Origin of the sequence: Streptomyces sp. NPDC006365 (assembly GCF_042870755.1) — a bacterium.
In the GTDB taxonomy this organism is placed as follows: Bacteria; Actinomycetota; Actinomycetes; order Streptomycetales; family Streptomycetaceae; genus Streptomyces; species Streptomyces xiangluensis.
In genome coordinates, this window is record NZ_JBIAHS010000018.1 from 128,894 (window position 1) to 149,030 (window position 20,137).

Consider the following 20,137-nt stretch of genomic DNA (forward strand, 5'->3'; position numbering starts at 1 on the left):
CCTGGAACACGGTCCGGGCCGAACCGAGCCTGCGGCGAGGGCGGGCCGTCAAACGGAGCGGATCTCGTGTCGCCCTGTCCGGGTTCGCAACCCTGTCTGCGTTCCACGTAGCCGAGCGGCCTTGAACCTCACGTCACCCTGACTGCCTGACCTCCTGCAGAACATCGTCCAGCAGTCCCCTCACATCGCTTCCGCCCAGAACTAGCTGTCGATCCAGAAGTCGGTTGCCGGTCTCGCAGGAGGTTTCGCTCACCAGGGAGCAACCGTGGCAGGCCGAGAGGTTCAACTGCGAGGCTCCTTGCCGGTCGCTCTCGATGCAGACCGGGTCGTTGGAACAGAAGTCCGCGTCGTCCAGGGCGGCCACCAGGAGCGGGACCAACTTCTTTGGATCCCCGAGCCTGACGAGGCCGCCGAGGGTCCCCTGAGCGTCCCCCGCCGCGGTATAGATCAGGATTCCGGCGGTCTTGTCCGTACGGTCGGAGTTCGCGTAGATCCGCTCCTGCAGCGCGGCGGACGCATAGCCGCTTGCGAACGCCAGCCGCCGGATGAGCAGGTGCGCCAGAGTGTGCAGGGCGATGTACCTGGGTTCCGGCAAGTCGAGGCGGCCCGCCCAGGGAGAGTCGGCCCTGCGCTCCTTGAGGATGCCGGCGCGCGCCTGCACCTCCGGCTGTGCCTCCCATGCGGCGAGCTTCCGCTCGTCGAACCGCAGGAAGATCCCCTCTCCGAACAGCTCGATCGCCGGGTAAGTGGGCCAACGCCGTTGGTCCGGCCCCAGATCGGCGCTGATCATCGCCGCTTCCGCATCGTGACGCCGGAATCCTCGCAGAGCACGGACCTCACGGACCCTGCGCACCTGCCCGATACCGCTGATCTTGCCGAGCAGGCTCTGCGGTCCTGCGACACCTTCGAGGCTTCGCCCGTCGACGACGAAGTCGCTTCCCGAGCCGTCGCGCCCACCGTCCAGTTTCTTGAGGAAAGCCGCCCACTCACCGTCCTTGAGGTCGAGCAGCATCTCGTCCGGCGCGGTCTCCTCCCCCGCCGCCACGGCGAGGACGGTTTCCGGCGTCACTCCGAGATCGTCGGCGATCCACTGCGCCACTTGCTCCGACAAGGGTCCGCCGTTGTCCGTCACCACCTTCTCGAAGAACACGTGTCCGCGGATCTTGTCGGCCGCTTCCGCAGACTGTGGACGTTCTTCCGGTATGTCGAGAGCCGAGATCCTCTCGGCGATGTAGTTGCCCGTGGCACCGCGCTGCACGGCCACCAACTCGTACGGGCAGGGCTTCTTCCCGGAGTCCTCCGGCTCCCAGGGCTGCCGCCCCCTGCAACGGATCCCGTCCCGGTGTAGAGCCCCCTTCGTCACGAGTTCCGCAAGCCTGCGCTCGTTCCCGCATCCGTAGCACTTCACCACCAGTGCCGCGAGACCTTCGCCACGGGTGGCCAGCTTGTGGAACCTGAGCGACTTGTAATCACGGCAGAAACGGACCGCTTCGTTCAGACTCGCCGCGCGTCCACGATGCGCCCACTTGAACCAGTTGACGTCCTGGGCGTGGCTGCCCTTCTGACAGACGGCGATGTACCGCATCGGCACGAGCGCGCCGCCGCACTCGCAGGTGTTGCTCCACTTGCCCTTTTTCTTCCCCGTCAGCTTCGAGAGCTTGTCGCAGCGCTCGCAGAACCGCCAAGCAGGAAAGCGCCAGTACGGCAGCGAGGGAGTGTCCTTGCCGGCGCGGCCCGCATGTTCCGGCGGTTGCCTCAAAACGCCGGCACCGAGGCGTGCCATCAGACGTTCACAGCTGATCTCATGGGCAAATCTCTTGTCCCACCAGGACGTGTCCGGCGCCATGAGCGACTCGCCTCGGACATCGACGATCGCTCCCACACCGAACGGCGAGATCGTCTCGGAGAGCCGCAGGTCATGCCTGATCTTCTCCACGGTGCACCTCCTCCTGCGGCTCCTGGACCTCGACCGCCACGTTGGGCTCCACGGACCTCATCGAGTCTCCGACGAGCCACCCTTCACCGGGCTGACCGAACCTCTTCAAAAGAGCTGCTTGATCGTTCTTCGTGCGCTGGTAGTACAGGGGCTCGTCCGCCTCGCGTGCCTGCGCCGCCCGTCGGTCCCAATCCCTTAGAAGGCTCCACACCGCAGAGCGCGTCTCCGCCGCTTCGAGACCATCGGCGCGGGTCACATAACCGAGGAACCGGTCGACGAGTCGATCGAGGGCTTCGCGGATCCTGTCGTCTTTGAGGTCGAGCCGACCCGCCGCGTCGTTCGGGGCGAGTGCGGTGAACGACTGCCTCAGCAGCGCCACGAGTGCGCCGGCGAGCGACCGGTCACGGGAGGCCAACGACCACGGCGTGACGCTCGTGGGCTCCACGCTCCGATAAAGAGCCTCGTGATAGCCGCGGAAGGTCTCGAAATGCGACCGGTCACGGGCCCTGCTCGACCGGAACAGGGTGACGACGACGCCCTTCGTGTCTCCACGCCCGACACGGCTGGTGGCCTGGATGTACTCGGCCGTGGTCTTCGGCTGCCCCACCATGAGCATCAGCGCGAGCCTCGGAATGTCGATGCCCACGGAGAGCATGTTCGACGAGAGAACCACGTCAACGGCATCCGCCGACTCGTCGGCCTTGACCCGGAGCGCACGCAGATCGTTCGGCAGCTCCTCGGCTCCGCGGCGGCTCGTCAGTTCCAGGACCTTCCCCACGGGCCGCAGCGGAAAGCCGAGCCTCTCGGCGCGGGGCTCCAGGCGGCCGTTGACGTCGTCGACGACCAGCGTTCCGGTTCGTCCGAGCTCACGAAGACTGTTGTGGTACATGACCAGCGTCCAGTACGCGTCCCGTGGCGCGGCGGACGGAGCGCGGGCGGCAAGCGCCTCCGGCATCTCCACCATGGGAGTGACGGCAGCGATGACGGCCGACGGCTGCGAGACCGACTGTGGCATCAGGCCGACGTAGAGACGTCCTTCTCCGCTCTCCACGGGGCGGGAGAAGAATGTCCGGTCGTCGTCGAGTCCCGACGGTGGGTACAGGGCGACTTCACGCCCGTACAGACCTTCCACCTGCTCCTCGGACGCGCGGATGGTGGCCGTCGAAGCCACGATCTTGGGGCTGGATCCCGACCGACTCAACAGGAGCTGGATCACCGCATCGAAAACGGCGACGGTGGTCCCGAGCGGTCCCGAAAGCAGGTGCAGCTCGTCCTGAATGATCATGGACGGTTGCTTGAAGGTGGTCCCGAGACCGAGCAGCCTGCCGGCTTCCGGCCTGAACTGCAGACGCGCGAACTTGTCGACGGTGGCCAGCAGGATCGTGGGCGGTTCCTCGTACAGCACCTCGTCGACGACCGCGAGCGGAAGCTCACCGGCGAACTCGCACGATTCGTCGACGCAATGGAGTACGACGTCCGGGCCCACCAGGCGCATGCCGTAGTCCTGCGGTTTGTCGCTCCTGAGCTTCGGCACCATCGGCGTCAAACACCACGGGCAGCTCTCGACCTGGAACTCGTTCGCCTCTTCCGGACGTGCGGCCTTCTGAAGACGCTTGAGCGCGTCACGCGCCTCGCCACGCGTACCGGGGGTGACTTCGTTGCCCACCCACAGACCGATCGAGAACGGCGCCATCCCCCTCGCCCGATCGTCCGTGGCCCGCAGCCTCTCCATCGCACAGACCAATGCCGCGGCCCGCTGGAATTGCTGAGCGGTCAGGAGCCGCAAGGTGTAGCGGGTGATGACGGCGGTTCCCCCTCCGGCCACACCATGGGCGAGCCGTCGACGGAAGATTTCGATCGCGGCGAGACCCAGGTATGCCTCGGTCTTACCGCCACCGGTCGGGAACCAGATGAGGTCGACGAGATCTCGGTCCTCGTGCTTCTCGTCGACAGTAGAAGCCAACGATACGAGTAGGAAGCCGAGTTGGAACGGTCGCCACTGCGGCTCCGGAGCCTGATCTGCCAGCTTTTCTCGGTTGATTGCCCCCTGTTGCAGCTGAAGGCGCATGGCGGCCATGCCGAGTGAGAAAGCCGTTCGAAGGTGTTGCCGCTCCGGTGCCCGGAGGAGGGCGACGCCTTTCCTCATTCTGCCGACCGCCTCCTGCGAACGTCCGGCGATTCGTACGGCCACTGTCCTGTCGTCGCCGAACGCTTCCGCCCGTTCCATCTGCAGGGATGCCCAGCCGGCGAACGCCTCGACGAAGGCGTCCAGCGATCGAAGGACCGCTTCGGGGTCTTCGTCGATCCGCTGGAGGTGCCTCAACTCCAAGGCGCGGGCCTCCGCCGTCCCCTCGTCGAACCCCGTGGTCTCGACGGCGGGTACCACGAAGGCCGGTACGGGATCGAGGTAAACCCTGGAGCAACGATCCGCCGTGAACTCCCAGCCCGCGGCCATTCCGTGCCCGACCGCGTAGACCTTTCGGTTGCGGTATCGCAGACGCAGCTCGGCAGCTTCCGGGTCGGCGTCGAACGAACGCGTCGTGTCGTACTCCCGAATTTCCGCACCGGCGGAAGGAGTGACGGCTAGGCGGACCTGGAACAGCATCCCAGGGATGTCGAGTCGGTCATCACCCGTGGACTCGGTCAGGACCCGTACGTGGACGGTGACCAACGAGTGCCCCTGGAAGTCGCGCCAACGCGACCCGATCTCGACCAAAACACCGCACACGGACAGGCGCTTAACCTTCTTCTCCTGGCGGAGCTCGATGCCGCCGGCGGAGAACGGGGTACGTCGCCATCTGGGCGGCCCGTCCCCGTCGACGACGGCGTACGTGCCGCACGAGAAGTCGACCTCGACGGAGTCGCCGTCGGTGACGAAGGAGATCGCGACGGACGAGGGCCTCCAGTCCTCGGCCAGGGGGACCCCGGCACCGTTCTCCTCGACTTCTCCATCGGGTACGTCGGCCGAGACGTCTTCATCCGTGTCCCCGTCGCCGCGAGGCCCGCGAGCCTCGACCTCGACCGGGAACAGCATGCCGACGGCGTACTGCCGGTGAGGCAGGTTCGCCGTGGTCTCCTCGTCTCCCGCCTCGGGCCCCACGTAGGAGGCTCGGAGGTGTTGCAGGGCCTCCTTCTGGGCCACCGTGAGGTTCACTTGCCGACCTGCTTTCGAAGAAGATCCTGGAGCCGCTTCTTGTCCTCTTTGGACGCGACCACGTGGAGCGTGACCCGTGCCCTCGTGACTGCCACGTAGAACGCGGCCAGTCCCCGATCGTCGTATTCCCGGGGCAGACCGCAGACGATGACGTGCTCAGCTTCCAGCCCTTTAGCGAACCGCGGGTTCGTCACGAGAAACCCGGCCTCGCTCCTTCGCGGCTCGGCGTCCTTGGAGACATTGATGATCCAGATGTCCTGGCGGCGGGCACCGTTCGTGATGAGGTCCCGGGCCACGACTTCGGCCGCGGCGACGTCGGCCGTCCCGTCGGACCACCGCCATTCCACTCGGTCGCCGTGGACGATGCCCGGGTCCCCGACGTCGGCGCCGAGGTACTCCTGCACGACGTGGACGATCGCCCGGGTGTTGCGAACATTCCGGTCCAGGTCGTACTGGAGCGCCTCCTGCTTGACCAGCTCGCAGACGTCCGGGTCGAATTCCCCGTCGACGCGCGCCTGATTGTTGGGGTCGAGGAACATCCTCCACCGACCGCCTTCGCGACCTCCGCGGATCACGGCGTCCAGTGCGTCCATGCCCTCGGCGTTCATGAGGTCCTGTGCCTCGTCGACGAAGACGACGTCGTACTGCTTGTCACCGGACAGGTCTGCGAACGGAAGAAGATCGATGTCTCTGCCCTCGATCCGCGGGCCGAAGAAGTCGACGAGGGCGGGCGAGTGAAAGGTGATGAGGACCGACTTCCCCTCGCCCGCCTCCTGCTTCGCGCCTTCCGCCAGCACCAAAGACTTCCCGGTGCCCGCACCTCCGAAGACGAGCATCCGCGGGTTCCGGGAGAGCGCGGCGAGGACCCGTGCCTGGCCCTCGGTCGCCCGGTTCTGCTCCTCAATGACGGCGCCTCGCTGTGCATCGATGACGGGCATCCGCGTGAACTCGCCGAAAAGGCGAGCCCGCAGCGTCTCGGGCCGAGCAATCCTGATCCCGAAAGGTGCTGTCCTGGCCTCGCCGGCGACCTTCTCGAAGGCTTCCGTCATCGCTGCGATGCTCATCTGGTCCTTGGCCCACCAGTGGCTTCCCTTCCACTCGACCGCAGCGGGAGGGGCGTCGATGTCGGGGGTGAGGGCGACGGCCTCGGTCGCGAACCAACCGACCCCTTCCTCCTGAAGGATGTCGCGCAACGCGTACATCGCCGACTGCGCCTGGTCCATCGGCGACTCGCGCAACTTCTTCCAGTCGCCGTGGCGGTCGATGGAGTACCAGACGCCGTCGTACTTCCTGACGCCCCCGCCCTTGACCTCGATGATGATGACGACGCCGTCCCAGAGCACGACGAAGTCCGCTTCCCCCTGCTGCTTGGTCGCGTGACTCCGCAGCTTCACGGAGTGGAAGGCGACCGCGTCGTGGGGGCCGTCGATCGCCCGCAGCAGTCGGGCCACCCGCCGTTCGGCGGTGCTGGTGGTCGTGGTCTCGACGTCGGCGAGGTCCGGTACGAGGATCATGCTCCCTGCTTCCGCCAGAGGTCTTCGTAGTCGCGGTATCCGAGGAAGCCGTTGACCGCCCCGAAGTTGTCTTCGACGTCCACGATGAGACACTCCGGCTTGCCGCCGTTCGCGGGGCCGCGAAGACCGCGGCCGGCCATCTGGATGTACGCGCTGGGACTGAACGTCGGCCTCGCGATGTACAGGGCCCGGACACCCGGTGCGTCGAAGCCCTGGATCAACAGATCGCAGTTAGCCAGAACCCGGATCTCTTCCCTCTTGAACTTCTCGATGACGTCACGGCGCGCCTGCCGTCCGGTCTGACCGCTAACCGCCTCTGCCGTGACCTTCCGGTATCGAAGCGTCGCGGCCAGGACCTGGGCAGACAGGACGTTCGGCGTGAACACCAGGATCGGCCATTTCGGGTCCTGTAGCAGAATGTGCTCCACGAGAATCCGCATGCGGGCCTGGTCCCGACCGATGCGGTCGAGAACCTTGGGCTCGAGCTTGCGCCACGCCTGCACATGCTCGAGTTCATCCGGCTTCAGTGCGACATCCACGCCCGGCAATACCTCGTGTCGGACCCGGGCGAGGACTCCCCTCTTCGATAGCTCTTCGTAGGCGTTACCGCCGAAGGCCCTCATGATGTGGTGATCGAAGCGGGCCGCCAGATCCTCCGTCGGCTTGGTGACGACGTCGCTCTTCCCCTTGAACGGGGTCGCCGAGACGCCCACCAGGGGCCGTTCCCAGCCACGACCGTCGACTCCAAGCCACCTGAGGATCTTCGTGTACATCTTCGACCCACCCGCCCGGTGCGCCTCGTCGATGAACACCGCGGACGCGCGACTGAGCCACTCGTACTCGGGGGTGCCGGCCACCCGGTCGAGCTTGGCGTCGGTGGCCACGATCACGCTGAACTCGGTGTCGGGTTCGTGGACCACGTTGGAGTTCCAGAGCCTGCCGATAGCCAACGGACGCTCGTCGCCGAGCCAACGCCAGACGGTGTCGAACGTCTGCACCGCCTGCTCGCAGAGCTCCTCCGACTGCGCGATCCAGAGCACGGTTCCATTCATGTCGCCGTCGACGAAGAGTCGCAATACGGTTTCGGTGGCGACGCGGGTCTTCCCGGCTCCCGTCGGAAGCTCCACCATGCCCTTGCGTGCGCGACCGTCCGCTTCCCGGGACGTCAGAACCTCCTTCAGTTCCCGGCTGATCTCCTTCTGGAAGTCGTGCAGAGGGTTGAGCTTCACGGCACCGGGTACGACGAACTCCTCGTCCTGGTGCCGACTGCGACGCCCGGCGTACTGCGTGCCGAACCCCATCTTCCGGAGCCAGGCGACGGTCGACGCTCCCCCCGCCCACGTCGTGGGAACGTCCGTGTACCCCTCGGCGCTGAACTGATCTTTAAGAAATCTGATCGAGTCGCTGCCGTAGACGGTTAGGAAGAGCTTCGCGACGGACGTGGAGTCGTTCACCAGGCCCTGACTCTCGAGGGCCTGCCAGAGCCCTTTCGGCAGGGTCTCCTTCAACGTGTCGTCACCGAAGAAGATCTCAAGACGCTCCGCATCACCGGATGCGGCTCGGGCGGCTTGCCTCTGTGTCTCCAGACGTTGGTCGTCACGTGCTCGGAGGATGTCGCTCAGCTCGGCGTTCGACAGGCGCAAGTCGAACGCGCCGTTGAGGATCTGCAGAACGCGTTCTTCGTCGAGGTCCGCACGGACCACGAGGGTCAGCCCCTCGAGATGCCACTCGAGCGTTTGGTCCTCGACGCCGTCCTCGGTGGTCACGCGCTTCGTGATCTGGACGGCCTTCGCCACGGTCGCGTTCACGACCTTGTCCTCGACGAAAGTCGCACGCAGCCCGGTGTACAAGTCGATGACGCGCTCCTCGCCCTGCCGGCCGTCGACCAGCAGCGAGAAGGAGAAGCTGTCCTCGAACTTGCGGCAGCCGACTGCTTCGACGAGCAGCTCCGCTTCGTCCGGGTCCGCCCTGAGGTACGGCTTTTGCCTGACGCTGAGGAACGCACGTTCTTCCTCCGTCGTGGCCAAGTACACCGCGTCGGGCCGCCTCGCCTCGATGACGCGTCCCACCCTGGCGGGGATGTGTGCCGGACGCCCCTCCGGGAACGCGACCCTGGCGGCGGTGAGGACGAACCCCGTCAACGCCCCGTTCTTGATCGGCGTGGTGACCTCCGCCTGGAGCGCTTCGCGCATGACTTCCGCCGGGGCCTCGTCCAATTCCTTCGGCAGCGCCAGAGCGTCTTCGACGTGGCGCGGTCCGCGGAAGAGAGGCAGCAGGGCCTCGTACTCGACGAGCGATGCCGAGACAACACGGCCCGGAGCTCTGTAGCCGCGGGTCGACTTCAGCAGCCCGGCTCGGTTCACCGCCCATCGAACGGGGGAGGCGACTCGGTGGGTGAGCTCGGTGTCGACGTCCGTGCAGAGCCAGTGGCCCGCCTCGTCAAGCCTGAGCAGACGCTCCGTCCAATGCTCGCGGATGCCCTCGGGCGCCTCCGCCTCCTTCAGCATGAGGAGCGCCGAAAACGGACCCGGACCGTCGCCCCTGTCGAACTCGACCTGCTCGACGGGACGCTCTCCGGGCCCCAGCCTCCGGTTCAGCTCGTCCAGCACGTACTGGCAGTAGTCCTCGAAATGAATCTCGTCCTCGACCGAATACGAAGCCACCGGTTCGGTGATGACGCCTGCTGCATGGGCGAGTTGGGGAACGCACTTCGTCCGGTCCAACACCCGATCAGGGGCGCCGTCACCGAGGCCGTCGATGTCCAGCACATACTCGGGCAATGCCCAGCCGCCGTCGCGTGTCGGGACCTTGAGAACACCCGCCTTGTTGGCCGCCACGACCTTCTGCGCCTGCGCCATGGGCACGTCGGTGGCTGCATCCCAGAACTTCGGGAGCTCGTCGTCCTCCGACTCCGGCGACAGCTTGGCCATCCTGGCCTCGAACATCGCGAGCGGATCCAGGTCCCGGAATCCCCTGTCACTGAGCTTCTTCTCGATGCCGGGAATGGCGAGGAAATCCGGATCGACGAAGCACGATCCTTCGACGTCGATGTCCTCCACGCGATGGAGGAAGACCTGGCCGCGATCCTTGATGGACTTCATGCCGTCGGTCGTGGGTATGACCTTCGCGGAGCCGATGCCGTCGACCCTGGGATTCCGCAGCACGAAGTCGAGCGCCTTCGCGGCAGAGGCCGCGTCGGTCCCCTCCGCCCACTCACGCAGCCACGACAGAACGCCCCTCTTGCGTATCCTCTCCAGTGCCTTCGCCTCGTCCCTGGGCCGTGAGTCGGTGAAAGCGGAGGAGACGCTGCACACGTAGAGCGTTCGCAAGCGGGTCATACGCTGATTGCTGGCATAGCAACGCCAGTGCGGCACGTCACCGCCCGTGTGCGGCGACTTGATCCACTCTTCGTGGTCGCGCTCCGAGGCGTCGCTGACGCCGAAGTCGAGAGGACGGAGCTCCGGCGGCGTGCGCATTGCACCGGCCGCGTCGGGGATCAGAGCCCTCTCGCATCCGAGCTGCGGGACATGGGCACAGAGGATCTCGTCGCCGAACGAGTGGGTCTCACGACCACGTGCCGGCATGTAGTCCAGGTGCGCCGCAGGATCGTCGACGGACGAGACCTTCGGCAACATGTCGAGGAACATCCCGGAGAGAGTCACGAGGATCTCTCGGTTGTAGGTGTTCTCGAGCAGCGTGGTGCGATCGTCGTTGACGCTCCAGGGGGCATTGAAGAGGGCGGACGTCGACGTCCTGTCCTGGAGCGGGAAGTACGACCAGAACTCGCCCGTCCTCAGCTGGGCGAAGCGCGCCGGCATGGCGACCGTGACCTTCATCCGGTCACGCGACACCGCTTCACCGACCTCGATCCGAGCCTCGGGGCTGGGTGCATGCATCCGATTCTCGACGTACCACTCGTCGTGGTCGCCGTCGGGACGCTCGATCCGGAACCTGCCGTCGCCGAGGTCACGCGACACATGGCTCGTCACGAAGTCCGCGTCGGCTCCGACGACCCGGAGCCGGACCTCGCGCACCGAATTGACGAAGAGCAGGAACTCGGAGCGAAACTCCTCGATCTCCTTCTTGAGGCTCTCCAGCCTCGACGCGTGCGGCAGCCTGACGATCGTCACCGCCCACTCCGCCAGCTCCGCCAGGATGGGGTCCTCGTCGAACTCGGCCTCGGCATCGATCCGAGTCAGGGTCCTCAGGACCGGGAGCCTCCTGGACGTAGGAGCGATCGCCGCGATCTCAGCCTTCGCCCTGGGGGAGTTGAACTCGAAGGCGATCGATCGACTGAACACCTGCGGAGCGTCGGTGACCGCGAGCACCGACTTGAAGCCGAGCCCGAACCGCCCGATCTCGTCGCCTCTCTTGCCGCTGAGGTGCGCATGGGCGAGCGCGGTGAGACCGCTGCGCGAGAACGGACGGCCGGCGTTCGCGCAGTACAAGGTCTGGCGGTCGAGGTCGAGGACGATCTCGACCCGTCCGGCTCCCTCCTCGTGCTCGGCGGCTCCCGACATCGCATCGGCTGCGTTCTGCACCAACTCCAGGAGCGTGCGGTTCGAGTAACCGCCGACCCGGATGGATTCCTCCTGGTTGGCGTGCTCCGCGATCAGGTTCGAATTCGCACGATACGAATTGATCGCCCGCTCGAAGAGGGCGTCGACCTCGCGAACCAATCCCGCGTCGGGGACCCACTCGGCCCGCTTCGTAGTCACGACTGCACCGCCTTGGCTGCCGACACGGCAATGCTCCCTTGCCAAACCTGCACCTACGTGCCCCCTGAGCATCGAACGCCCACGTGCCTCGACAGCGCGTCACGTCGCACACCATCGACCTGCCACGGACTTTAGACCGAGCCACCGACACATCAACTACATATCACCAGATCGGTCCTTCGAGGCAGGAGGTAGGAACCCACGACGAAGGCTGGCATTCCGTTCGACATAAGTGGATCGAGGAATGGCATCGAAGGTCACACTCGGCCGGTGAAGATCGGCCGTACCGATGACCGGGCGAGTCGTGGCGCTGCGACGGGTAGGGGCAGCCTGCCGTGCGGCCCGGGCAGGGAGAGCCGTGCGAGCAGCACAGGGCTTGTGGAGCCATCTGGGAGCCAACTCGCTCCCCGAGCTCCTTCGAGGCCACGCGACACCACGCCAGCCCAACCCTTGACCAGCGAAAATGCCAACCCCCCTGGCGAGATCAGCCACCGACTGCTTGGGAACGAAGAGGGCGTGAGTTCAGGACGCCAGGTGTCGCAGCCGACTGGCAGCATCGTCGAGAACGTCGTCTCTCTTGCAGAAGGTGAAGCGCACCTGGCTGCGGCCGGCGTCGGGGTCGTCGTAGAAGACGGAGTTGGGGATGGCGACGACGCCGCAGCGTTCGGGGAGAGTGCGGCAGAAGGCGTAGGCGTCCTTCTCACCGAAGGGCGTGATGTCGGTGGTGATGAAGTACGTGCCCTGGGGCTGGTAGACCTCGAACCCTGCCGCGCGCAGGCCGTCGCCGAGCAGGTCGCGCTTGCGGCGGAGGTCGGCGCGGAAGCCGACGAAGTACGCGTCCGGCAGGCGCAGCGCTTCGGCGATCGCGTACTGGAAGGGGCCCGCGCTGACGTAGGTCAGGTACTGCTTGGCCGTCCGGACGGCGGAGACGATCGGGCCGTCAGCCATGACCCAGCCAACCTTCCAACCGGTGAAGGAGAAGGTCTTGCCGGCGGAGGAGATGGAGACGGTGCGCTCACGCATGCCCGGCAGGGCCGCGATGGGGCGGTGTGCGCCTTCGTAGACCAAGTGTTCGTACACCTCGTCGGTGACCACGAGCAGGTCGTGTTCGACGGCGAGTGCGGCGATGGTTCTCTGCTCTTCGGCGGTGAGGACCATTCCGGTCGGGTTGTGGGGGGTGTTGAGGAGAAGGAGGCGGGTCCGCGGGGTGATCTTGGACCGCAGCTCGTCCAGCTCCGGGCGGAAGGACGGGGCGCGCAGGGTGAGCGGTACACGCTTCGCCCCGGCCATGGCGATGCAGGCGGCGTAGGAGTCGTAGAAGGGCTCGAAGGCGATGACCTCGTCGCCCGGCTCCAGGAGCGCCAGCATGGTGGCGGCGATGGCCTCGGTGGCACCGGCGGTGACCAGGACCTCGGTGTCGGGATCGAAGGAGAGGTCGTAGAAGCGCCGTTGGTGGTCGGAGATCGCGGCGCGTAGTTCCGGGACGCCTGGGCCGGGCGGGTACTGGTTACCTTTCCCCTCCCGCAGGGCGCGGACGGCGGCTTCGCGGATCTCCTCGGGTCCGTCGGTGTCGGGGAAGCCCTGGCCGAGGTTGATGGCACCGGTGCGGACGGCGAGCGCGGACATCTCGGCGAAGATGGTCGTGCCCATTCCGCTCAGCCTGCTGTTCAACAGGGGCCTGCTACTCATCGTTTCCACCGTCCTGGCTGCTCGTGCGGTACGGGCAGCCATAGTGGAGCACGTGGTCATGCTTGTCACACCAGGCTGGCCGAGCCAGCTCTCAGTAGTGCGGGATCGGGATCATCCCGACTTGGGAGCTCCTCCAAGAGCGCACTGGCCCTCGCCGAGATGTCGCGCAGGAGAGCGTCCTTCAGGTCGTACAGCGTGCTGCTCTCTGCGGTCAGCTTCCTCGCCATGGCGTGAAGTGGACCAGCCACCTCATGAAAGCGGGCGCGTGTGCTCGCGTCAGGCCATGCGACACTCAGGCGCGAGAAGGCGCGTGCGGAGATCTCCCGGGCGTTCTGGCCTTGCGCGACTCCTGCGAGGGCGCTGCTTCGGCTTCTCAGTTCGTGCAGTAGCCACCAGCCGTCCGCGGTGTCCAGGGGGCTCACTGCGAGGACGCCTCTGGTGGGGGACGCGGGGCGCTGCGTCATCGCGATATGCGCGCCATCCGGACGAGTGGCCAGCATGAGCGTGCCCGGAGCCCACACGTCTGAGGCGTCCGCAGGGCAGGTCAAGCGGCTGCTCTCGAGGTAGGGCACCGAGAGGTCGAAGAGATCGGTCGGGGTGATCCCGTCGATGCCGGGACTGTCGGCCCGGGGGAGGAGGGAGCGTGCGGAACCTTTGCCCGTCCTCGCCCTGGTGAGCGCGCCGAGTTGTCGCGTTTCCCACATCGCTCCTTCGGAGGACCATTCGGCGTGGATGGCGTCGGCCAACTCCAGTGTCTTGAGCGCTGTTTCCCGGTTGAGGTCGATCTTCTCCTCCACGAGACTGATCGCTCTGTCGAACTTCGTGATCACCTCCGTTGGAGGGAGCGCGAAGGGCATGCGACGGAGTGAGTCGAGGCTCAGCGTCGGCTCGACGTGTGCCGTCACCTCCTCGTCGATCCACGTCTTGGCCGTGGGTGTCTGAAGCCAGACACGAAGCCACCGCACGATGTGCGTATCCGCGCGAATGATGCCGACCGATCTGGTCGCGGTCCATCCCGCGTGCTGGGCGGTGACGAGTGCGGCATCGCCCGTTCGGCGGACGAGGACGACTGCCAGGTCACCCTCCTGAAGGGTCGCCCGGCTGGGGCGCACGTCCGGTCGGCCGGCGTTGTCGATCCGAGTCGAACAGATTCGTCCGTCTCTGACATGGGTCGAGCTCACGACGCCCCGCTGTTCGGAGGTGTCGTCATCAAGGACACCGAAGGTGGTGAAGATGGCCTGACTCCCAAACTCGGCAATGGAGGTCTTCTGCCACCCTTCGGGGCCGGTGCTGTCGACCGCGGCTTCCATCAGATCTCCTCCAGGGCGTCCAGCAGCTGAGGCTCGAGCGCGTGGACCTGGTCGAGCTTCTCGATCAGCTCGCGCTTCAACTCGTCGACCCGGCTACGTGTGGAGCTTTCGTGCCCGGGCGGCTCCGCTGCGTACGTAGTCGGCATGAGGTCGTAGCGGCGATCGGTGATCTCGTCGGTCGAGCAGCTTCGGGACCAGTCGGGTTCATCACGGTGGAGCACGTCTGCTGAGTCGTCCTTCGCGATACCCCTCCATCTCGCCAGGGTCGTCAGGATCCGGTCTGCGTGCCGGTCTCCCAACCGCCGCGCCCTCGATCCCGGAACGTTTTCGAAAGCCCGCCGCGCGTTGATGAACAGCACTTGTCCGCGCCGGTCAGTGGATCCCCAATCGGAGCGCGCGCTCTTGTCCCGGTTCAGCACCCACAGGCAGGCGGTTGTATCGGTGTGACCGAATACGCGGGGTGGCAGCGCGATCACGCACTCGACGAGGTCGTCCCGTACCAGTCGCTCCCTGAGTTTTCGGGCGGCGGGCTGAGGGCTCTTGGCAGCGATGTCGGCCATCAGGAAAGCTGCCCGACCCTGCGGAGCGAGCGCATGCGCGATGTGCAGAATCCAGGCAAAGTTGGCGGACCCTTTGGGCGGTGGCTCATCCGGCCATCGGGGATCGACGGAGGCCCGGCCCTGCGGCCCCTCACCAGAGGGCCGATCTTTCCGGTCCTCTGCTGCCCAGGCGGGCTGATTGAAGGGAAGGTTGGCCAAGACAATGTCGTACGTCTCTGTCTCCGGCTCGGCGAGGCTGTCTCCGGGTGGGAAGATGAGCGCCTCGATGCCTCGTACGGCGAGATTCATGCGGGCGACCTGTGAGGTGTGGGCGTGCTGCTCCTTCCCCAGCAGCGACATGGTCGGATGTAGCCCGACGCGCTCGCGAACGTAGCGGTGACTCTCGACCAGCAGACCCGCCGAACCGCAGACGGGGTCGAGCACCTTGTGCCCGTCCTGAGGAACCGCGACGCCGACCATGAGACGGGCGATGTCGTGAGGTGTGAAGTAGTGGCTTCCACGTGCCTGGGCATCCGAGAGCTTCCGCAGACACTGGTCGAGCAGGCCCCCAACCTGTCGTACGGCGCCGATCGCCTGGATGAGCTTCCGCAGGGGCATGTCGATGTTGGGGGGCAGAGAAGGCATGGCATCTCCCATTCCTGTCTCATAGCCCTCGAAGTCGGTAGGGAGCCAGTGGGCAATGCACTGGCTCACGGCGGGTCTGATTGGCACTTCCGCCCTGGTGGTCTGGTGCAGCAGCCATGGCCAGGTAGGAGCATCAGAGAAGCGGGAATCGACGTGTGCCATCCGGCTCAAGTAAAGGAGTCCGAGAACGAGCCGAGCGGCGTCCTGGGTGTTCAGCAGACGGGAGAGGCCGGCGGTTAGTTGATCGACCTCCGCCGACGCGTCCCACGTAGCGCCCGCCGCGTGGCGGGCACCTGGGCGAGGAACTCTTCCGTTCTTCACGGGCCCACCACACCAAGAGAAGCCATGACCCCGAGGGCCAGCGTCAGAGCGGCGGCGAAGGCTACTACTCCCGTCTTGAAGGCCACCGTGGGCCTGCCGCCTTCGACGACGGCCACAAGGCTGCCGGCGAGGGCGGCCACCAGGGCCGTGAGGACCGCGATGATCACGTACAACGACCTTTGCTCCACTGGCTTCCTTCCTGAGATCAAAGGGATCTGTAGGAGCGCGACGTGAGTCACGCGATCCCCTGCGTCAGGTAGGACAGTAGAAGACACGGCCCACGCGCCACGGGGAGCACGGCGTTTGGGATTTCGTTAGGAACTCGCGGGTGTTTGACGGTCAGTTAGGCAGAGCACAGGATTTGGGGTTCAAGGGGAGAGCCTGCTTGCCCAGCGTGCTCGGGTCCTGCGGTCTGACTGAAATAGGCAGGTGAAAGAGGCTTGACCCAGCCGACCTTCCACCCGGTGAAGGAGAAGCTCTTCCCGGCCGATCCGATGGTGACCGTGCGGTCGCGCATGCCCGGCAGTGTCGCGAGCGGGATGTGTTCGGCCTCGTCGAAGACCAGGTGCTCGTAGACCTCGTCGGTGACCACGAGGAGGTCGCGTTCGACGGCGAGTGCCGCGATCGCGGTCAGTTCCTCGCGGGTGAGGACCGTACCCGTGGGGTTGTGCGGGGTGTTGATCAACAGGAGACGGGTGCGGTCGGTGACCGCGTCGCGCAACTCGTCCAGGTCCAGCCGAAAGCCGCGTGCATCGGCGGCTCCGCCGCGGGCCTCGTGCGGGCGCAGTGTCACGGGAACGCGGGTGCCGCCCGCCATCGCGATACAGGCCGCGTACGAGTCGTAGTACGGCTCGAGCGCGATCACCTCGTCGCCGGGCTCCAGCAGGGCGAGCAGCGCGGCCGCGATCGCCTCCGTCGCGCCCGCCGTGACGAGGACCTCGGTGTCGGGGTCGTACGTGAGCCCGTACCGCCGCTCCTGATGCGCGGCGATCGCCGTGCGCAGCTCCGGGATGCCGGGGCCCGGCGGGTACTGGTTGCCGTGGCCGTCGCGCAGCGCCCGTACGGCCGCCTCGCGGACCTCTTCGGGGCCGTCGGTGTCGGGAAAACCCTGGCCGAGGTTGATGGAGCCGGTGCTCACGGCCAGGGCCGACATCTCGGCGAAGATCGTCGTCCCGAACTCGGCGAGACGGCGGTTGAGGAGCGGGCGCGCGGTGGAGGTCATGGCGGCCATCCTGCGCGCAACCTCTGGATTAGCTCAACTCTGCTTTGAGCTCCGACGGCCGGGGGCATCCCCCTTTCACGCAAGAAGGAAGCCGGAAAGAAGCAAGCGGGGACAGCAAGGAAGCAGACGGAAAAACAAGCGAGAAGCAACGCCCACGGGGGTCGCTTCGGGGGAACGAAAGGAGGGTGACGCCATGAACATCGGCATCATCCTGGCGGTAATCGCAGCAGTGGTCGTCATCGGTGTTGTGATCGCCGCGAAGAGCGACAGCAGGAGGTCGCGCTCGCGCAGCCACTCCAGGAGCGGCGGCGGCTTGTGGACCTCCGGCGGGGGCGGCTACGGGGGCAGTTCGTGCAGCGGTGGCTCGTCCTGCGGAGGCGGGTCGTCCTGCGGGGGCGGCGGGGGAGGATGCGGCGGCGGAGGCAGCTGACACGGGGCAGCTGGTCCGCGGGGGAACCGCATCCGGGCCGTCCGGCACCATGAGGCGTTCGCCGAAATGTGACAACTCTCCGCGAGAGTTTCACATTTCGGCGGACGCCTCGCTGTAGGGATATCCGCGGGGCATCTGCCGCCGGGTGCTTGGCAGTTGGGGCGCTCGCGGCGCACTCGGGAGCCGGGGGCGCACTACCCATTTGAACTGGTGAGCTGGGGAGCCCTCGGATGGATGGAAACCGCACGGACATGGGTAAAACTGCTTTGGCAGAAGCGCTTTTCATGATTCCCTGCTAATCCGACGCAGCCCCCGACACATCCTTCTGAGCAGGCAGACCGGGCGATTTCCCGGCGCCGGCCCGGGGTGCGACGGACCCACTCACCCTTTGCGTGCCAGCGGAGCCGACCCATGCTCACGAACCTCAACACCGCCTATACCGACACGCGTGCGGCCGATCTCGCCTGGGCCCTGGGGCGCGAGCCGCTCCCCGCGCTCGCGACCCTCGACCTCGAACTGTCCGGCGCGAAGCTCCAGTTGAGATTGCTCGGCGCGTCCCACCAGGTCCTCCTGGAAGAGCGAAGCGGCACTTGCTCGGAGACCGTCGCCTGCATCCCCGGCAGCAGCACACCCCTGCCGCTGGGCGTAGCCAAGCGCGTGGGCGAGTGGGAATACGAGTTCGCGGCCCGAGTCGAAACGTTGTCACAGGGCTCCTTCGCAGGCCGCGCCCAGGAACTCCTGGCCCTGGTCTCCGACCACCCCCACGGTCTGGCGGGAGTCTTCCCCGGCAACCCCCACGCCTTCACAGCTCTACTGGCCCAACACCACGAGGGCGCAGTCCACTGGCGAACCTGGCACGCATATCCCCAGGACGGTCAACTGGTGGCGACGCGCACAAGAGTTGGGGTACGGGTGGCGGCTCCGGCATAAGTATGCGCACTCCCGACAAGTTCCACACTTGTGAGTGACCCAGCCCGCCGGAGGCGTGACGTACTGTGACCGGGGTGATCGACCCGCACGCCCCGGCCCCGCCCGGCGCGCCGCCCCTGGACGGCGGTCCGGGCGAACGGCCACGGCTGCCCGTCAGGGCAGCCACAGGCCGGTTCCTGGTCCTGGCGGGCGTCTTCGTCTGCGCGGCCTGCGGACTCGTATACGAACTGGAACTCGTCGCCCTCGCCTCGTACTTGATCGGCGACTCCGTCACCCAGGCCTCCGTCGTGCTGTCCGTGATGGTCTTCGCGATGGGCCTCGGCTCACTCATGGCCAAACGCCTGCGCTCCCACGCCGCGGCCGGTTTCGGCGCGATCGAGGCGCTGCTCGCGCTCATCGGCGGATGCAGCGCCATGGCCCTGTACGCCGCCTTCGCCTGGACCGGCCACTGGGGTGGGTTGTGGGAGGGCGGCTCCCGCCATCTGCTCGTCGTCTTCTCGCTGGTGATCGGACTCCTCATCGGCGCCGAAGTGCCCCTGCTGATGGAGCTGATCCAGCGGATCAGGCGGCAGGACGCGGGCGGCGCGGTCGCGGACCTGTTCGCCGCGGACTACGTGGGCGCGCTGGTCGGAGGACTCGCCTTCCCCTTCCTTCTCCTGCCTCTCCTGGGCCAGTTGACGGGCGCACTGATCACCGGAACCGTCAACGCGATCGCGGGCGGAGCCCTCGTACTCGGCCTGTTCCGGCAGGACCTGACCCGCCGCGGGCGCCGGCTGCTCGTCGTCGCCAACCTCGTCGTCCTGGGGCTGCTCGCCTCCGCCGCCGTCCACGTCGACGACTTCGAACGGGCCGCGCGGCAGGCGGTGTACGGCCACGGCGTACGGGTGTCGCTGCAGACGGACGTACAGGAGATCGTCCTCACCGGCGGCTCCGACGGGCGTCCGCTCAGCCTGTTCCTCGACGGGTGGCTGCGGGTCAGCGGTCGTGACGAGCGGCGCTATCACGAGGCGTTGGTGCACCCGGTGATGCACGACGGCCCGCACGCGCGCGTGCTCGTCCTCGGCGGCGGGGACGGGCTCGCCGTACGCGAAGTACTGCGCCACACGGGCGTACGGCAGGTCGATGTGGCCGAACTCGACGCGGGCATTGTGCACTTGGCGCGCACCGACCCGGCGCTGTCCGCGCTGAACAAGGACGCGTTCGGGGATCCGCGGGTGCGCGTCGTCAACACCGACGCGTTCGTGAGGCTGCGCGAGACCCGGGACACGTACGACGTCGTGATCTCGGATCTGCCGGATCCTGGGATCACGGCCAGTACGAAGCTGTACTCACAGGAGTTCTACGGGCTCGCGCGGCGGGTGCTCGCCGAGCGCGGACGGCTCGTCGTGCACGCGGGACCTGTCGAGTCCCGCCCACGCGTGTTCTGGACGGTCGACGCGACACTGCGGGCTGCGGGGCTGCGGACCGTGCCGTACCGGGTGGGCGGTCGCGACTCCGGCTTCGCGGCGGGGCCCGACCGTGCGAGGGGCCCTGCGGGGGCGCCGCGCGACTGGGGCTTCGTCCTCGCGTCCCGTACGACACCGGTGCTGTCCCTGCCCGGGGCGGCGCGGGCGGCGGAACGCACCCGGCTGTCGGGCCTGCCCGCGTCGACGCTGGTGCATCCGCGGTACGCCCGCTGAACCGAATGCGCTGATACGTGGGTGCGGAACGGGCCACGCTGGGTAGGCTC

11 protein-coding genes and 1 pseudogene are annotated in these 20,137 nt (G+C 66.8%); 3 read left to right on the top strand and 9 right to left on the bottom strand.

Annotation, left to right across the window (positions count from 1 at the left end):
* Window positions 1–133: 133 nt before the first annotated feature.
* The 9 genes and pseudogenes from drmB to ACFYO0_RS36035 all read right to left on the bottom strand — a co-directional run.
* Window positions 134–1,936 (bottom strand): DrmB family protein, encoded by a 1,803-nt coding sequence (gene drmB / locus ACFYO0_RS35995; protein ID WP_388684703.1) that lies wholly within the window; start codon window positions 1,934–1,936, stop codon window positions 134–136.
* Window positions 1,917–5,090, bottom strand: coding sequence for a helicase-related protein (locus ACFYO0_RS36000; RefSeq protein ID WP_388684706.1), 3,174 nt, complete (start codon window positions 5,088–5,090; stop codon window positions 1,917–1,919). The genes drmB and ACFYO0_RS36000 overlap by 20 nt, the downstream gene beginning before the upstream one ends.
* Window positions 5,087–6,604, bottom strand: coding sequence for an NERD domain-containing protein (locus tag ACFYO0_RS36005; protein ID WP_388684709.1), 1,518 nt, complete (start codon window positions 6,602–6,604; stop codon window positions 5,087–5,089). Before ACFYO0_RS36005 ends, ACFYO0_RS36000 begins: the two co-directional genes overlap by 4 nt.
* Window positions 6,601–11,322, bottom strand: a complete 4,722-nt coding sequence (locus ACFYO0_RS36010; RefSeq protein WP_388684712.1) for a sacsin N-terminal ATP-binding-like domain-containing protein — start codon at window positions 11,320–11,322, stop codon at window positions 6,601–6,603. Before ACFYO0_RS36010 ends, ACFYO0_RS36005 begins: the two co-directional genes overlap by 4 nt.
* A 522-nt stretch (window positions 11,323–11,844) precedes the next feature.
* Window positions 11,845–13,011: a pyridoxal phosphate-dependent aminotransferase gene (locus tag ACFYO0_RS36015; RefSeq protein WP_388684714.1), complete on the bottom strand. Its 1,167-nt coding sequence runs from the start codon at window positions 13,009–13,011 to the stop codon at window positions 11,845–11,847.
* Window positions 13,012–13,076: 65 nt separating this feature from the next.
* Complete coding sequence (locus ACFYO0_RS36020; RefSeq protein ID WP_388684716.1) at window positions 13,077–14,321, bottom strand: hypothetical protein; 1,245 nt, start codon at window positions 14,319–14,321, stop codon at window positions 13,077–13,079.
* The gene (locus ACFYO0_RS36025; protein ID WP_388684719.1) at window positions 14,321–15,505 is read right to left on the bottom strand and encodes an N-6 DNA methylase; all 1,185 of its coding nucleotides are present in this window, start codon (window positions 15,503–15,505) and stop codon (window positions 14,321–14,323) included. The genes ACFYO0_RS36020 and ACFYO0_RS36025 overlap by 1 nt, the downstream gene beginning before the upstream one ends.
* A gap of 317 nt (window positions 15,506–15,822) precedes the next feature.
* A complete protein-coding gene (locus ACFYO0_RS36030) occupies window positions 15,823–15,993 on the bottom strand; it encodes a hypothetical protein (RefSeq protein ID WP_388684721.1) in 171 nt (56 codons plus the stop codon).
* Window positions 15,994–16,268: 275 nt separating this feature from the next.
* Window positions 16,269–17,057: pseudogene (locus tag ACFYO0_RS36035) on the bottom strand (aminotransferase class I/II-fold pyridoxal phosphate-dependent enzyme); the annotation flags it as partial.
* A gap of 184 nt (window positions 17,058–17,241) precedes the next feature.
* Here ACFYO0_RS36035 and ACFYO0_RS36040 point away from each other — a divergent pair.
* From ACFYO0_RS36040 to ACFYO0_RS36050, 3 genes are all read left to right on the top strand, one after another.
* Window positions 17,242–17,478, top strand: a complete 237-nt coding sequence (locus ACFYO0_RS36040) for a hypothetical protein (protein WP_388684723.1) — start codon at window positions 17,242–17,244, stop codon at window positions 17,476–17,478.
* 411 nt (window positions 17,479–17,889) lie between these two features.
* Complete coding sequence (locus tag ACFYO0_RS36045; protein ID WP_388684724.1) at window positions 17,890–18,408, top strand: DUF2617 family protein; 519 nt, start codon at window positions 17,890–17,892, stop codon at window positions 18,406–18,408.
* A 74-nt stretch (window positions 18,409–18,482) separates the two neighbouring features.
* Window positions 18,483–20,087, top strand: a complete 1,605-nt coding sequence (locus ACFYO0_RS36050; RefSeq protein ID WP_388684727.1) for a polyamine aminopropyltransferase — start codon at window positions 18,483–18,485, stop codon at window positions 20,085–20,087.
* Window positions 20,088–20,137: the final 50 nt, after the last annotated feature.